General features: G+C 67.1%; 14 protein-coding genes and 2 tRNA genes. 2 read left to right on the forward strand and 14 right to left on the reverse strand.

Annotated features, from left to right (window positions below; genetic code table 11):
• On the forward strand, positions 1-726 hold a 726-nt coding region (locus tag HA052_RS20225), incomplete at its 5' end, for an NAD(P)/FAD-dependent oxidoreductase (protein WP_166453313.1).
• A 1-nt stretch (position 727) separates the two neighbouring features.
• On the opposite strand, the gene HA052_RS20230 is transcribed toward HA052_RS20225, so the two are convergent.
• The 10 genes from HA052_RS20230 to HA052_RS20275 all read right to left on the reverse strand — a co-directional run bounded on the left by HA052_RS20230 (position 728) and on the right by HA052_RS20275 (position 8,689).
• The gene (locus tag HA052_RS20230) at positions 728-1,486 is read right to left on the reverse strand and encodes a GGDEF domain-containing protein (protein ID WP_081546392.1); all 759 of its coding nucleotides are present in this window, start codon (positions 1,484-1,486) and stop codon (positions 728-730) included.
• A 265-nt stretch (positions 1,487-1,751) separates the two neighbouring features.
• A complete protein-coding gene (ubiT, locus tag HA052_RS20235) occupies positions 1,752-2,186 on the reverse strand; it encodes a ubiquinone anaerobic biosynthesis accessory factor UbiT (protein WP_081546394.1) in 435 nt (144 codons plus the stop codon).
• Positions 2,173-3,102: a U32 family peptidase gene (locus HA052_RS20240; RefSeq protein ID WP_166453314.1), complete on the reverse strand. Its 930-nt coding sequence runs from the start codon at positions 3,100-3,102 to the stop codon at positions 2,173-2,175. The genes ubiT and HA052_RS20240 overlap by 14 nt, the downstream gene beginning before the upstream one ends.
• Before the next feature lie 25 nt (positions 3,103-3,127).
• On the reverse strand, positions 3,128-4,144 hold the full coding sequence (gene ubiU, locus HA052_RS20245) for a ubiquinone anaerobic biosynthesis protein UbiU (RefSeq protein ID WP_081546398.1): 1,017 nt from the start codon (positions 4,142-4,144) through the stop codon (positions 3,128-3,130).
• Positions 4,145-4,229: 85 nt separating this feature from the next.
• Complete coding sequence (locus HA052_RS20250; RefSeq protein WP_166453315.1) at positions 4,230-4,616, reverse strand: SirB2 family protein; 387 nt, start codon at positions 4,614-4,616, stop codon at positions 4,230-4,232.
• 80 nt (positions 4,617-4,696) lie between these two features.
• Complete coding sequence (locus HA052_RS20255) at positions 4,697-6,697, reverse strand: DUF2345 domain-containing protein (protein WP_166453316.1); 2,001 nt, start codon at positions 6,695-6,697, stop codon at positions 4,697-4,699.
• Positions 6,694-7,389 (reverse strand): hypothetical protein, encoded by a 696-nt coding sequence (locus HA052_RS20260; protein ID WP_166453317.1) that lies wholly within the window; start codon positions 7,387-7,389, stop codon positions 6,694-6,696. Before HA052_RS20260 ends, HA052_RS20255 begins: the two co-directional genes overlap by 4 nt.
• A complete protein-coding gene (locus HA052_RS20265) occupies positions 7,382-7,771 on the reverse strand; it encodes a hypothetical protein (RefSeq protein WP_166453318.1) in 390 nt (129 codons plus the stop codon). Before HA052_RS20265 ends, HA052_RS20260 begins: the two co-directional genes overlap by 8 nt.
• The gene (locus HA052_RS20270; protein WP_166453319.1) at positions 7,761-8,261 is read right to left on the reverse strand and encodes a hypothetical protein; all 501 of its coding nucleotides are present in this window, start codon (positions 8,259-8,261) and stop codon (positions 7,761-7,763) included. The genes HA052_RS20265 and HA052_RS20270 overlap by 11 nt, the downstream gene beginning before the upstream one ends.
• Positions 8,258-8,689 (reverse strand): type IV pilin protein, encoded by a 432-nt coding sequence (locus HA052_RS20275; RefSeq protein WP_081546408.1) that lies wholly within the window; start codon positions 8,687-8,689, stop codon positions 8,258-8,260. Before HA052_RS20275 ends, HA052_RS20270 begins: the two co-directional genes overlap by 4 nt.
• 212 nt (positions 8,690-8,901) lie before the next feature.
• On the opposite strand from HA052_RS20275, the gene recC reads away from it, so the two are divergent.
• The gene (gene recC, locus HA052_RS20280) at positions 8,902-12,111 is read left to right on the forward strand and encodes an exodeoxyribonuclease V subunit gamma (protein WP_166453320.1); all 3,210 of its coding nucleotides are present in this window, start codon (positions 8,902-8,904) and stop codon (positions 12,109-12,111) included.
• A 15-nt stretch (positions 12,112-12,126) separates the two neighbouring features.
• Here the strand turns inward: recC and HA052_RS20285 are convergent, their stop codons facing one another.
• The 4 genes from HA052_RS20285 to HA052_RS20300 form a co-directional block, all read right to left on the reverse strand.
• Positions 12,127-12,948: a substrate-binding periplasmic protein gene (locus HA052_RS20285; protein WP_166453321.1), complete on the reverse strand. Its 822-nt coding sequence runs from the start codon at positions 12,946-12,948 to the stop codon at positions 12,127-12,129.
• 148 nt (positions 12,949-13,096) lie between these two features.
• A tRNA-Met gene (locus tag HA052_RS20290) sits at positions 13,097-13,173 on the reverse strand.
• 35 nt (positions 13,174-13,208) lie between these two features.
• Positions 13,209-13,285 (reverse strand) — tRNA-Met (locus tag HA052_RS20295).
• Positions 13,286-13,369: 84 nt separating this feature from the next.
• Positions 13,370-14,521 carry a class I SAM-dependent methyltransferase gene (locus HA052_RS20300; protein WP_166453322.1) on the reverse strand — a complete coding sequence of 384 codons (1,152 nt, stop codon included), beginning with the start codon at positions 14,519-14,521 and terminating at the stop codon, positions 13,370-13,372.
• Positions 14,522-14,536 lie beyond the last annotated feature (15 nt).

The raw sequence follows: 14,536 nt of genomic DNA on the forward strand, positions 1-14,536 counted from the left end.
AACCTGGCGTTGGGCGAAGCGGCGGCGCTGGAGTCCCTGGGCGGGCGGATTTTCGAGCAGTCTGCGGCGCTGAAGATTCATCCGGGCGGGCGGGTGAGGGTGGAAACCGCCGGCGGCGAGATCAGTTGCCGCTTCCTGGTGGTGGCCGGCAACGCTTATCTGGGCGATCTATTGCCGGCGCTGGCGGAGAAGAGTCTGCCTTGCGGCACCCAGGTGCTGACGACCGAGCGCTTGCCGGAAGCGCTGGCCAAGAGCCTGTTGCCAGGTGACCACTGCGTCGAGGATTGCAATTTCCTGTTGGACTATTACCGGCTGACCGCCGACAACCGGCTCTTGTACGGCGGCGGCACCGTGTACGGCGCGCGCGATCCGGGCGAGGTGGAGCGGCTGATTCGCCCCAAGATGTTGAAAACCTTTCCGCAGCTGGCGGATTACAAGATCGAGTTCGGCTGGACCGGCAATTTCTCGCTGACCTTGTCGCGGCTGCCGCAGGCCGGGCGCATCGGCGACAATGTCTATTACTCGCAGGGATGCAGCGGCCACGGAGTGACTTACACCCATCTGGCCGGGCGTTTGCTGGCGGAGGCCATCGACGGCGACAGCCGGCGCTTTGATCGTTTCGCCGGCCTGCCGCACTATCCCTTCCCCGGCGGACGCGCGTTCCGCGTGCCGATGCTGACCATGGGCGCGTGGTGGTATGGGCTCAGGGACCGCTTGGGGCTGTGAGTTAGTCGTCGGGGGCGAGGCGGCGTTCGCGGTTGGCGCTGCCGGCTTCGCCCACCGCGCGGTTGCGGCCCGCGTTCTTGGCCGCGTACAGATACATGTCGGCGCGGTGCAGCAGGGTTTCCGGCATGTCGTCCACGGTTTGGGTGGCCACGCCGATGCTGGCGGTCAAGCGATTCACCGCCGGCAGTTCGGTCTGCGCCAAGCGCTGACGGATATCATCGGCCAGCGCCATCGCGCCGCTCTGCTCGGTTTCCGGGCAAATCAACAGGAATTCGTCGCCGCCCCAGCGCGCCACGGTGTCCAACTGGCGCGCGCGTTTTTGTAGTAGTTCGCCGAAGGCGGCCAGCACTTGGTCGCCGGCCAGGTGGCCGTAATTGTCGTTGACGTCCTTGAAGTGGTCGATGTCCAACAGCAGCACCGAGAACGGCCTGCGGGTGCGGTAGGAGCGCTCGGTTTCGCGTTCCAGAATGGTGTTGGCCTGGCGGCGGTTGGCCAGGCCGGTGACCGCGTCTTGGCCGGCGAGGGTGTTGAGCTCTTGCAGCATGGCGTGGGATTCGCGGGCGCGGCGGTAGGCGAACAGCGCTAGCGATACGGCCAGGTTGACGCAAAGCAGCAGGGCCAGCGCCATGGTTTGCGCATTGCCATCGCCGGAGTTCAGCCATTGGTAACGTTCTGCCAGCCAGAATATCAGCAGATTGGCCAGGAGCAGGGTGGCCAAGTCGAGCAAGATCTGCCGCAGGCTGAACAGGCGTGACTTCATGGGGCTTGGGCCGTTTCCGATGAGTGCAGGCCGCCGGGAGGCGGCTAGATTGCGTTGATTCTTTTCGGATTAGCCCAAACTTGGCTCGGCCACAAGGCGCGCGTGCCGGCAGCACCTTATCAGAACCTGTTTACGACTTGCTGCGCGTCGTGAGGCGTCAGACGGCGAGCACCGCTTCGAAATGCTCATGTACCACGTGTACATTCCGCTTTCTCAGCGGTTTTCACCTTGCTTAGTCCTTGCACTAGAGATTTTGAACAGGAGATTAAACGGCCATGAAGCGCGCCAGCGGCGTGGCGCTCCAGTCCACGCTGTCCAGCAGGTTCTTGACGATGAGCCCCAGCTCGGTGTCGCCCTCAATCAGCAGTTTGCGGTGGAAAAACAGCGTGTCCGGGTCTTCCTCGCGCAGCATCATCCGGGCGAAGTCGGCCAGCGTGGCGGAGAGCTGCAAATCAGGCGCTTCGTCGTCCTGGTCGCGGCGGAAGCCTTGCTCGTCGGCGCGGAAGCGCAGGGTCAGGCCGGCGTCCAGCACGCGAATGGCGAAGCGGCGGCCGGTCAGCAGCGCCATGTCCGCCGGCAGTACGCCGCGCCGGGCCAGTTGATTGAGGCTGGCGGCCAGCAGCCAGGCCGGCGGCGCGGCCGGCAGCCGGGACAGCAGCGCGGCGGCGGCGGAGGGCAGGGCGAGATCAGGAATGCGCATGGGAGGCTCCTATGGCTTGATTGCCGGCCTGGCCGCGCCAATAGCCGTCCACCAGTTCGGCGTCGGCATGGAGTCCGCTGGCGGCTTGCAGCGTGTCCGGGTCGGCGCCGTCCAGCGCTTGGCGGAACAGGGCGACGACGTCGCCGGTGGCGCGCGACTGCGGACTGACGCGCACGGCGTCGACGCCGATGGCGGCCAGGCCGCGTAGATGCGGCAGCAGGCTGTGGCAGCCGGCGGACAGGGTCTGGATGCCGTTGAGGGTGAGGAAGTCCTGCTGGTCCTGGGTGCGCATGGTCAGCCCGTCCGGGTGTTCCAGGCAGCGGAACTGGCAGTCATCCTTGCTCAGATTGTAATGACGGGCGGTGAAGCAACGCGCGGACAGCGCCAGCGGCAGCTTGCCCCAGGCGAACAACTCGGTGGCGATGGGCGCGCCGATCTCGGCGTAGCGGGCCAGCAGTTGAGCCAAGGTGGCGCGGTCCATTTCCACCGGCGGCACCCAGCGCTCGGCGCCCCAGTCGCGGATCAGCTTCAGGGTGTCGGCGTTGTAGATGTTGAGATGCGGGCCGGCGACGAAGGGCAGGCCGTGTTCCCGCGCCAGCTTGATCGAGCCCAGATCGTTGGCCTCCAGCGCGATGTCGCCGTTGGCGGCCAATTGGCGCGCGCGGCGCAGATCGGATTCGCTCTCCAGCAGCGCCTGGCAGCTGAGGGTGACGCGTTTGCCGGCGGCGGCCAGGTCGCGCGCCAAGGAGATCCAGTCCTGCGGCCGCATCTGCTGGCGGCGCGAGCACACCACTTCGCCCAGATAGATCCGGTCCAGCGGCCAGTCGGCGGCGGCGGCGTAGAAGTCCAGCAGGGTGTCGCGCGGCCAGAAGAACAGCACCGGGCCCAGCGTCAATTGCAGATTAAGGCTTGTCATTGGCGGTTTTCCATGGGGGCGGCGCTCATTTCCACGGCCGGTTGTAGGCGCCCAGCGTTTGCTGTTGCCCTTCCGACACTTTGTTCAGCGCCTGGTGCCAGGCCGGGCGCGCCTGGAAGCGCGCGCCGTCGCGGCCGGCGGCGTCCAGCGCTTCGCGCAGCGCTCGCGTCACCTGAGCCACGTAGGCCGGGCTGCGCTGGCGCCCTTCCACCTTGATCGCGGCGACGCCGCTGGCGATGATTTGCGGCAGCATGTCCAGCACATTGAGGCTGGTGGGTTCTTCCAGCGCGTAATAGGTTTCGTCGCGAACCTGGAAACGGCCCTTGCACAGCGTGGGGTAGCCGGCGGGTTCGTCGTCGCGGTAGCTGTCGATCAGGATGTGGTTGAGGCGGGCGTTCATGCGCTGCCCGTCCGGCTCCCAGCGCACAAACTTGGCCGGCGAGCACACCCCGTGTGTGTTGGGCGATTCGCCGGTGGCGTAGCTGGACAGCTGACAGCGGCCTTCCACCATCACGCACAGGCTGCCGAAGCCGAAGACTTCGATCTCGACGTCGGTGTGTTCGATCACGTGGCGCACCTGATCCAGGGTCAGCACCCGAGGGAGCACCGCGCGGCGGATGCCGAACATGTCGCGCGCCAGATTGATGGCTTCGTAATTAGTGGCCGAGCTTTGCACCGACATGTGCAGGCGCAGCTCAGGGTGGCGTTCTGCTGCATAGGCCATCAGGCCCAGGTCGGCCAGGATCAGCGCATCGGCGCCCAGCGCCGCGCCCTGGTCCACCGCCGCGCGCCAGCGGCCGGCATCGGCGCCTTGGGCGAAGGTGTTGATCGCCAGCAGCACTTTGCGGCCGTGGCGATGCGCGTAGGCGATGCCTTCGCGCGCGCTGGCGTCGTCGAAATTCAGCCCGGCGAAGTTGCGGGCGTTGGTCTGGTTTTTAAGGCCCAGGTAAACGGTGTCGGCGCCGTTGTCCACCGCGGCCTTGAGCGCCGGCAGGCTGCCGGCGGGGCAGACCAGCTCGGGCAGGGATGTGTGCAGAGCCATCTTGGTCGGTCCGGTTTAAAACCCGCCGACGATAACAAGCCCCGCGTCGCGGGGCCTTGTTCTGGGTCAAGCGCAGGCGGAGGGCCTAGAAGAAAGGGAAGACCATCTTGGTCTTGGCCACCAGCACAATGTAGAACACCGTCGCCAGCGCGCAGAGGAAGGCGATCAAGCGGGTTTGCGGGGTTTTGCCGCGGCGCAGCGCGATGGTGCCCAGCGCCACGTAGAGCACCAGGCCGACGATCTTGGCCAGCAGCCAGGGGCTTTGCAGAATGGGCCAGCCGCCCATGACCACCAGCGCGATGGCACAGCCCAGCAGCAGGGTGTCGACGACGTGGGGCAGGATGCGCACCGGCTTCAGCGCCAGGATGTGCTGTTTGCCGCCCAGCATCAGGCCGCCGCGCACGGCGAACAGCATGATCGAGAGGTAGGCGAAGCCCATGTGGGCGTGTTTGACGATCAGATAAGGGTACATAGGCGTCCGGAAGTTAAAAAACTGTTCAATGTCCGCTGCGCTTGGTGAAACCTTGGGCAAGCTCTAGGGGGTGAGTGCGCTTAACGATAGCGCGCCCATAATACCCGGGCCGCGCCCGTTTGCGGGTTCGGCGTGCCGCCGCCTTCGCCCGGCAAACCGTTCTGACCGCTGATGTCGATCACGGTTTCCGCGCCCAGGCTGTTCAGCGGTCGGGAGGGCGGCGGCGCGCCGGGCGGGCGGCTTTGAAGCCCCGCGCTGACCGGGCCGAAGATATGCGTGCTGCCGGCGGTGTCCAGGGTGTCGCCGGCCAGTACCGCGCCGTGGATGCGGTTGCTGGCGCCCAGCCGGATTTTGCCGCCGCCGAAGGCCTGGGCGACGTTGTAGCCGCCGGCCAGCAGGGCGATGCCGAGCAGCGGGGATTCACGCAGCGAGTTCCGGTCCGCGCCGCAATGGTTCAGCGGATAGACGTCCGGGAAGTCCGGGCTGCGGCACACGCGCGCCGCGCCGGCCTGACGCAGGCTCCACAGTTCCACATTGCTGCTGGTTTCGATGTGGCCGGTGGCGAGAATGGCGTTATCCAGCCGGCCGTACAGCGACAGATTGCCTTCGAACAACGCCACGCCGGGCAGCATGCCCTGAGGCGGCTTGAGGCGCAGCAGCCATTGCTGTGTGGTGCTGCCGGACAAGCAGCTCTCCGCGTCGCTCTCGCATAGTCGCAAGGCCGGCTGGCCGGCCACCGGGGCGCAGCGCTTGCCGTCGGCCTGCAAGGCCGGGCATAGATCGTTGCGCTGCCAGTCGTCGGTCCGCTGCCGGCCCAGCCGGTAGACCGCGCCGTCCGGTACGCCGGCCACGTGTTGCAGCCGGACGCGGATGCGCTGCAAGGCGTCGGAGGAACGGTCCGCCGCATCCCAGTAGACGATGAGGTTGGCGGCATCGCGGTAATCGTTGGCGTTGATGCGGGTCGCGCCCAGTCGGAACTCGGGCACCGGTTCCAGCGGCACTTTCAGCCCGGCCTGATGGCGTACCCGCACGGTGTTCGGCGGCGCTTGGCGCGGTTGGCCGGCGGCGTCGAAGATCGGCGCGCCGTTGTGGGTGAAGGCGCCGCCGATGAGGCCGTCGTCGATGTTGGCGTTGCCGCGGCTGTCCAGCAGGCCCTGGGCGCGCAAGGCGTTTAGCCGATTGCTGCTGCTGGTGCGCACATCGCCTTGGCTCAGCAATTGCGCGGAAACGGCGACGTTGCCGGCCAGGGTCACGTCGCCGATGGCGGCCAGCCGGCCCACCCGTTCGCCGCTGCTGCCGATCGCGCCGTTGGCGGCGGCGGTTTCCACGTCGCTGCCGCTGCCCATGACGATGTTGCCGCGCGCTTTCAGCGTCAGGAACTGGCCGCTGTTGACGCGGATGTCGCCGTTGCTCCACAGGCTGAGCGGGGCCTGGCCGTCGCCGCGGGCCGGATTGCCCTGGAACAGGATGTCGCCGGTGGCCTGGATCGCGCTGACGCCGCTCAGGCTGCCGCTGGTGTCCACCGCACCCTCCACTTGCAAGAGCGCGTCCTTGGCGCCGGTGACCACAATATTGCCGCTGGTGGACAGGCCGCCGCGGATTTGCGCCGCGGCGTTGGCGGCCGGTGGTGGCGGCGCGCCGTTCAATTGGTAGACCACTTCCAGCGTCACCGTGGCGTCGCCGCTGCGGGCGGTGATCCAGGCGGCGACCTTGTCGTCTTCGATCACGGCGCCGGCGGCGCGCGGCGCCGGCAGCAGCTTGATCTGGAGAGCGTCGGCCAGCGCCTGGCTTTCCAGCGGCAAGCTGGCGCGGTCCAGGCTCAGCGCCGCGCCGTCCCGTTCCAGCGCCTTAATTTGCGCCGGCGTCAGCGCCGACAGGTATTGCCGCACCAATTCCGCGCCTGTCCAGGCGCGCCACTGCGCTTCGCTATTGCCGCGCAAGGAGCGGGTCAGTTCCTGCTGGCCACGCAGGTGGTGCATGCCGCCCAGGGCCAGCGCGGTCAGGGCCATGCCGGTGAGCAGCACCATCAGTACCGCGGCGACGCCGCGTTGCCGGCGCGGCGGGAGGGGGCGGGCCTTCATGCGGGGGCCGCCAGATTGGTCAGACAGCTGGCGAAGCTGCGGCTCTCGCCTTGTTGCGCGTTGTCGTAGTTGAGCAGCAGTTGGGGAAAGGTCTGGCTGGCCGCCGTTGCCGCCGCATAGGGCCAGCAGGGCTGTTCCAGCCGCAAAGCCATGTTGAGCCTATGGCGCGGCGGCAGCGGCCCGGTCAGCGCCCGTGCCCGCCATTGCGAAGGCTGGCTTAGCGCGTCTGAGATGACGGCGCAGTCGTCGGCTTGCAGCTGGTACACGACGCTGTTCTGCCCGGCCTCGCCCAGCCGGGCCACGCCGCGGCAGGCGTAAGCGCCGGCGTCCAGCTGCGGGCGATAGCGCCACACCACGGCGTTGGCGCTGCCGGAGGCCACCGGCGCGGCGCTGAGCGCGGTGACGGCGCCGTCGGCGTCCAGGCGCAAATCGCTTATCGACAGCAGCTGCAGGTTCTGTTCGCGGCCGCCGCCGGCGCCGAAGCCGGCTTCCTGCGCCTGCTGCTGCACGCTAAGCAAGGCCGCCATCAACTGGCTGTCCCGCTGCGCCAGTTTGGCGCTGCCTTGGTCCGGGTCGAACACGCTGCGCGCAGTCTGTCGATACAGAGTCAGCATCGCCAGCGTGGTGATCAGCGCCAGCAGCATGCCGATCAAGAGCTCCAGCAGGCTAAAGCCAGAGGCGAGTTTATTCATGATTGCTCAGGCTTAGGGTGGACGAGGCCGCATCCCGCAGTTGCAAGGTTTGGCCGCGCAGCGCGGCCTTGGCGGAGATCTTGGCGCCGCCGTTTTGCGCTTGGCCGCGCAGCGTCACCGCGGGCGTGGAACGGCAGGCCAGCCGCGCAGTGGCGCTGACGCCGCTGGCCAGCGGCCAGTCGTCGGCGCTGTCGCAGGGCAGGCCGCCCTGTTGCAGCTGTTCCCGCGCCTTGCTTAGGGCCAGCGCGTGCTGTTGCAACTGCTGTTGGCTGCCCAGACTCCGCACATTGACGAAAACGATGCCCAGGCCGGTCAGCATCAGCAGCAACATGGCGATCAGGCTTTCCAGCAGGCTGACGCCGCTTTGCGCCTTATAAGTCACCGCTGAGCTCCTGTTGAGTCCCGCGAATGCAGTAAACCGGCCGCGTGCCGCAGACTACGCCGGCCGCTTGCGTCGCCAGCGGCTGGCCCTGGTTGTTCAAGGCCAGGCATTGCGCGGCGGGCGTCGTCAGGCAGCTTGTCCCCAGCGTCACCGGGCGGGGCGCGGCGGCGCGCCACAGCGCCGCGCCGTGGCAGCGCTCGCCCTGGGTACCGCTGGCCGGCGCGCCGGCGAATACGCATAACTGGCCTTCGGCGCTGGACATCAACACCGCGGCCGCCTGGTCCGGCGGCGCCGCCTGCGGGTTGCTCAGCGCCGCGGCCTGGGTTTGGGCGTAGGCCCGCGCCAACTGGCTGCGGCCCAGCGCCAGTTTGTGGGCGTCGCTCCAGCCTTGCGCCAGCGGCACGCTGAGCAGCGCCAACAGGCTGATCAGCGCCAGCGTCGCGCACAATTCCATCAGGGTCAGCCCGCTTTGGCGGCGGGGTTGGGTCACCATTGGGTCCGGCAGTCGGCGCTGCTGGTGTTGGCGCTTTGATCCGCGCCGTCGAGCTTCAGCACGCAGCCGGACAGCTGCGGGCTGACGCCGCTGGCGGTGAGCAGGAAGCTGCCGCCCTGGGGTTGGTAGCGATAGTTGAATTCAGGCTGCGCCGGCTGCCAGCTGTTGTTGCCCAGCGCGGCGCGGATGGCGCTGGCGTTGTCCGCGCTGGCGGTGGGGTAAGCCAAGTGCAGCAGTTTGTGATTTTCCAAGGCCAGGCTCAAGGCCATCAGGTCGCTCTTGGCGGTATTGGCCTTGGCGGCCTGCACGTGGCGCTGGTAGGACGGCACCGCCACCAAGAGCAGGATGCCGACGATGGCGGCCACCACCATCATCTCGATCAGGGTGAAGCCGGAATGGCCTTGAGGCCGGACGAATGCGCTCACGACATCGCCTTGTTAAATAAACGTCATATTTTAGCGTTATTGGATCCATATTGGTATTGATTGGCATCAATATGCTTTGTAAATATCCTGTCGAGATGCAAGCCGCCGCCGATACGTTGCGGCTCGGCATAATCTGCCGCGCGCGGCGCATGCGGTCGATCCGGGCCGCGGATGCTACACTTGGCCTGATTTCACCACCCGTCGATTCCCTCATGCTGCTTCTTTACCAGTCCAACCGCTTGGAGCAATTGGGCCAGCTGTTTTGCGGCATGAGCCAGAGCTTGCCGCTGTCTGATCCCTTCGCGCCGGAAACCGTGATCGTGCAGAGTCGCGGCATGGGGCGCTGGATCACGCTGGACCTGGCGCGCAGCAACGGCGTGGCCGCCAATCTGGACTTTGTGTTGCCGGCGGCCTTCGCCTGGAGGCTGATGCAGCGGGTGATGCCGGAGCTGCCGCGCAAGTCCTCGTTTGCGCCGGAAGTGCTGAGCTGGCGGCTGATGGAGCTGCTGCCCACGCTGGAGGGCGAGCCTTTTCTCGCTCTGTCGCGCTATCTGGAGGGCGGCGAGGCCGCCTGTTTCGAGCTGGCCGGCAAAGTGGCGGACATCTTCGACCAATACTTGGTGTTTCGGCCGGATTGGATCCGCGGTTGGGAGGCCGGCCAGTTGCAGGACTTGGGCGAGGACGAAGCCTGGCAGGCCGCGCTGTGGCGGCGGCTGGCCGACAGCGATTCCAGCCGCCATCGCGTGCGCATGCTGGATGAATTCTTCGCCGAACTGAAGGCCGAGCACTTGCCGGAACGAGTGACGCTGTTCGGCATCGCCAGCCTGGCGCCCATGTATCTGGCCCTGGTCAAGCGCCTGTCCCAACTCACCGACGTCTGCCTGTTCACCCTCAATCCCTGCGAAGCGTATTGGGGCGACATCGTCGACGCACGCCGCAAGCTCAAGCTGCGGCAAAAGGGCGATTTGTTCGCCACCGAGGGCCATCCCTTATTGGCCTCCTTGGGCAAACAGGGGCGTGATTTTTTCGAGTTGATCGCCGAAGACAGCGAACTGGACGCGCGCCCCTTGTTCGACGCCCCGCGCGGCGATGCGCTGCTGGCGAGGCTGCAACGCGACATCCTGCAATTGAACGACCCCAAGGACGCGCCGCGGCCGCTGGCGGCGGACGACGAGTCGGTGCAGATCCACGCCGCCCACGGGCCGATGCGCGAATTGGAGGTGTTGAAAGACCGCTTGCTGGCGATGTTCCGCGACGACCCGAGTCTCAATCCCGCCGACGTGGCGGTGCTGACGCCGGACATCAATAGCTACGCGCCCTATATCGACGCCGTATTCGGCGCCCGTCCGCAGGAGGACGCGGCGCCGGATATCCCTTACAGCATCGCCGACCGCCGCATCGCGCGGGAAGAACCGTTGCTGGCCAGCTACGCCGCCTTGCTGGATCTGGCGGACTCCCGCTTCGCCGCCGATCAGGTGCTGGCCTTGCTGGACGCGCCGGCTCTGCTGCGCCGCTTTGGCTTGGACGACGCCGACGTGCCCTTTGTGCGTCAATGGGCGCGGGAAGCCGGCATCCGCTGGGGGCGGGACGCCGCGCACAAGGCGGCGCTGGGCTTGCCGGCGGATCCCGTGTTTACCTGGCGCTGGGGTCTGGACCGGCTGCTGCTGGGCGCGGTGTTGCCGCCGGCCTTGGCCGGAGACGACAGCGGCCTGTACGCCGGCCTGCTGCCGCATAGCAGCGCTCAGGGCCAGCTGGCGGAAGCGCTGGGGCGTTTCGCCGCTTACTACAGCGAACTGGAACGGGCGGCGGAGGAATGGGCGCTCCCGGCCAGCCCTGCGCGGTGGGCGGAGCGGCTGCAGCAGGCTTGCGAGCGTTTGTTCGACGCCGACGCCGACGACGAGAAAGCGCTGGAAGTCCTGCGCGGCGCGCTGGCGGAATTGGCGGAGGACGCGGAGCTGGCCGGTTTTGAACAGCAGGTGGGCTTGCCGGTGGTGCGGGACTGGCTCAAGCGCAAGCTCACGCTGGCCTCTCCGCTGGGCTTTCTTTCCGGCGGCGTCACCTTCTGCGCGATGGTGCCGATGCGCTCCATTCCCTTCCGCGTGCTGTGTCTGATCGGCATGAACGATGGCGCTTACCCGCGCGACGAACGCCCGGTCAGCTTCGACTTGGTGGCGCGCCATCCGCGCCGCGGCGACCGCTCGCGGCGCTTCGACGACCGCTATCTGTTTCTGGAGGCCATCCTCTCCGCGCGCGAAAAACTGTACTTGTCCTATGTGGGGCAGTCCGCCCGCAGCGGAGAAACCCTGCCGCCGTCGCCGCTGATCGCCGAGTTGCTGGACTGCTTCTCCGCCATGTGCGGCCAGGATCTCGGCCGGACCTTGACGGTGCGCCATCCGCTGCAGCCATTTTCGCCCGCCGCCTACGACGGCGCGGATCCGCGGCTGGCCAGTTTCGAGCCCACCTTCGCCGCGGCCTTGTCGCAGCCGGAGGCCGCGCCGCGTTCCTTCGCCGGCGTTTTGCCGCCGGCGGCGCTCAGCGGCGTGGTCAATCTGCATGATTTCATCCGCTTCTGGCGCAATCCGGTGCGCGCCTGGCTGGCGGACCGGCTCGCCATCCGTCTGTTTGGCGGCGACGAGGAATTGCCGGTGCGCGAGCCCTTCGCCGTGGACGGCGACGCCAGCCAGGCGGTGCGCAGGCAACTGGTGGACGCCATGTTGCACCGCCGTCCGCAAGCGCCGGTGCGCGAGCGCGTCGCCGCCGCCGGCCTATTGCCGCCGGCCGCGCTGGGCCGGGCCTGGCTGGTGGAGGAAGCGCGTTCCAGCGTCAAGCTGGCGGCGCGGCTGCCGGCCGCTCTGAGCCGGGACGTTCTGCCGCCGCAGCCGGTCCATCTGCACGCGGCCGGTCTCACCCTGGTGGGCGAGCTCACCGGGCTGCGTCCCGAAGGTCAGCTGGACTTTGTCGTCGGCAAGATCAACGCCGCTCAGCGCGTGGCCCTGTGGCTGAGCCACCTGATTCTGTGCGCGGCGCGGCCGCCGGGCGTGGCCTGCCGCACCGTCTGTTACGACGATGCCGGCAGCCTGCTGTTGGAGGACGAGCCGGAGGCCTTGGCCTTGCTGGAGCCGTGGCTGGCGCGTTGGCGTCAGGGGCAGGATCAGCCCTTGCCCTGGTTCGGCCGCACTAGTTGGGCTTACGCCGAGGCCTTGGCCGCGGAGCCGGAGCGGCGCGACAAGGCGATGCAGAAGGCGCTGGAGAAGTGGGATCCAAGCTTTGTCCGCGAAGGCGGCATGGCGCAAAAGGACGAGGCCGCGATCGCGCTGGCCTTTCGCCATCAGCAGCCGCTGGACGATCCTCTGTTCGCGCAACTGGCGGAAACACTGCTGCTGCCGCTGGCGGAACGGCTACAGGGCGGCGGCGAGGATTGAGGCGGCCGACCCGGCTTATTCCTCCGGATACGGCGCTTCGAAGTGTTGCTGGTACAGAGCCTGGATTGAGCCGTCCCGCCGCATGCCGGTCAAGGCTTGCTGAAAGGCGTCCACCACCGGCCGCGGCACGCTGCTTTTGCTGAAGATGAAATAGGCGCCGCCGATATTCCAGACCGGGGCGAGCGGCACGATCTCCGGTCCCGCAGGCTGGGCCTGCAGCGCCGCGCGCAGGGTGGCGCTATTGGCCAGCAACAGGTCTAGCCGCTTGGCCCGCAGTTTTTGGATATTGATGTCCAGCGTCGGCCCGATGTCCACGCTGACCGTGGGTGGCGGCAGTTTCAGCCAGGCGTCGATGTTCGCCCCGTAGCTGTCGCCGCGGGTGACGCCGAGGATGAGCTGGCCGTGCTTGCCCAGGTCCTCCAGCCGGTGCGTCGGCCATTGCGCGGCGCGGCTGCGCAGGCCCCACAAACGCACGGTGGTGGGGCTGTAGGCCCAGACGAAGCGGGCGAAAGATTCGCGCTCAGGCGTTTTCAGCGCTTCCATCGCCAAGTCCACCAATCCGTTTTTCAGGCTCAGCAAGGTGCGCGGCCAGGGCATTTGCTGATAGTTGAGTCGGCAGCCGGTCCGGCGCGCGGCTTCGTTGAGCACGGCGACGGAGTAGCCGTCCAGCTGTTGGCGCGCGGACAGGTAGTGGTAAGGGGGCCAACTGTCCCAGCCTACGCTCAACTCCCGGCTGCAGATGCTGACGGCCGGCTGAGGCGCGGCCAGGACCGGTCCGGCGCATAGCGCCGCGGCAGAGGCCAGGCCGTGGACGGCGAGGCGGAAAAGTCGGCGCATGGCGAGGCTCCGGCGGGGGATGCTTTACTATAGCCGGGCGAAGGCTGGGGATAACTTTGCGTAGTCGTGCGGATCTGTGGATAAACGGGAAGGGGCCGAAGACGGCGGGAATGCGAAAAGGGTCAGCTTGCGCTGACCCTTTTCATTTTGGTGGCGAATCAGGGACTCGAACCCCGGACCTGCGGATTATGATTCCGTCGCTCTAACCGACTGAGCTAATTCGCCGTGAAGACTTGTCGAAAACAACTCTTCGCAAACTGTGGTGGCGAATCAGGGACTCGAACCCCGGACCTGCGGATTATGATTCCGTCGCTCTAACCGACTGAGCTAATTCGCCACGTTTTCGATGCACGAGTGCACCGAGACGCGAAATATACGCAGCCGAAAGCAGGCTGTCAACAAGATTCTCGCGGCGGCCGGCTTACAGGGTGTAGCAGCGGTCGCCGCGCAGGAAACCGCTCCAGTCTATGCTGATGTTTTTGCCGAAGCCTATGGCCTTGAACAACTCACCCATTTCCGACGGAGACAGCAGCTTCTGCACCGCGGCGGCGTGCGGCAGATAGCCGGCGGCGTCGGCCGGGTCCAGTTGCTCCAGCAATTGGGTGATGCCGGCGTTGATCAGGAATTGAGCCTGGGTGGTGTAGCCGATCAGGTCCAGGCCGGCGTCTATGCCGGCCTGGGCCACCGCGCTGAAATCGACGTGGCAGGTCAAGTCCATCAGGCCGGGCAGGAAGAAGGGATCGTCCACGGTATGGTGGCGGTAATGGCCTATCAGCGTGCCCATATGGCGCTGCGGGTGATAGTACTCGGCAGCGGGGAAGCCGTAATCCAGCAGCAGCACGGCGCCGCGCGCCAGCTTCCGCGCCAGGGTGTGGAGGAAACCGATATTGGCCGGGCTGATTTCGGAAACATAGTCGTCGTGACGCGGCTGGATGGCCTGGGCCAGTTGCAGTAGTTGCGGGTCTTCGATGGCGCGGTCCGCCCAGACGAAGCGTTCGCCGTCCAGCCCCACGCCGCGCTGTTGCGGTTCGGGGGTCCAGTGGATCAGCTCGCAGGGCATGGCGTCCAGCACTTCGTTGCCGATGATCACGCCGTCCAGTTGCTCCGGCAACTGATCCAGCCACTGCACGCGCTCGGCCAGATGAGGCAGCGCCTGGCGGATATTGTGTTGCTGGCGCTCGATCAGGTCCGGCGACAGGTCGACGATGCAATAGCGTTCCGGCAGCGCGTCCAGCGCTTGCAGTTCGCCGAGGATGTCGATGGCGAGCTTGCCGGTGCCGGCGCCGAATTCGTAGAGAATGTTGGCGGTTTGCGGCAGCAGCTCCGCCAGCTGGCGCGCCAGCGCGCGGCCGAACAAGGCGCTCATTTCCGGCGCGGTGGTGAAGTCGCCGGCCGCGCCCAGTTTACGGCTGCCGGCGACGTAGTAGCCGAGGCCGGGCGCGTACAGCGCCAGTTCCATGTAGCGGGAGAACGGCATCCAGCCGCCGCGCTGGCGGATTTCCGCCTGGATGGCGTGGACAAGGCTTTGGCTGATGGCCAGCGCGTCGGCGCTGGCGGCGGGTAAGGTGGTCATGGCGGTCATCCTGCT

It is taken from the genome of Chromobacterium fluminis, from assembly GCF_011602385.1.
GTDB classification, from domain to species: domain Bacteria; phylum Pseudomonadota; class Gammaproteobacteria; order Burkholderiales; family Chromobacteriaceae; genus Chromobacterium; species Chromobacterium fluminis.

Bases quoted from the DNA above. Each gene is read 5' to 3' on its own strand.
- HA052_RS20230 (WP_081546392.1), bottom strand. From the start codon at position 1,486: ATGAAGTCACGCCTGTTCAGCCTGCGGCAGATCTTGCTCGACTTGGCC.
- ubiT (WP_081546394.1), bottom strand. From the start codon at position 2,186: ATGCGCATTCCTGATCTCGCCCTGCCCTCCGCCGCCGCCGCGCTGCTG.
- HA052_RS20240 (WP_166453314.1), bottom strand. From the start codon at position 3,102: ATGACAAGCCTTAATCTGCAATTGACGCTGGGCCCGGTGCTGTTCTTC.
- ubiU (WP_081546398.1), bottom strand. From the start codon at position 4,144: ATGGCTCTGCACACATCCCTGCCCGAGCTGGTCTGCCCCGCCGGCAGC.
- HA052_RS20250 (WP_166453315.1), bottom strand. From the start codon at position 4,616: ATGTACCCTTATCTGATCGTCAAACACGCCCACATGGGCTTCGCCTAC.
- HA052_RS20255 (WP_166453316.1), bottom strand. From the start codon at position 6,697: ATGAAGGCCCGCCCCCTCCCGCCGCGCCGGCAACGCGGCGTCGCCGCG.
- HA052_RS20260 (WP_166453317.1), bottom strand. From the start codon at position 7,389: ATGAATAAACTCGCCTCTGGCTTTAGCCTGCTGGAGCTCTTGATCGGC.
- recC (WP_166453320.1), top strand. From the start codon at position 8,902: ATGCTGCTTCTTTACCAGTCCAACCGCTTGGAGCAATTGGGCCAGCTG.
- HA052_RS20285 (WP_166453321.1), bottom strand. From the start codon at position 12,948: ATGCGCCGACTTTTCCGCCTCGCCGTCCACGGCCTGGCCTCTGCCGCG.
- HA052_RS20300 (WP_166453322.1), bottom strand. From the start codon at position 14,521: ATGACCACCTTACCCGCCGCCAGCGCCGACGCGCTGGCCATCAGCCAA.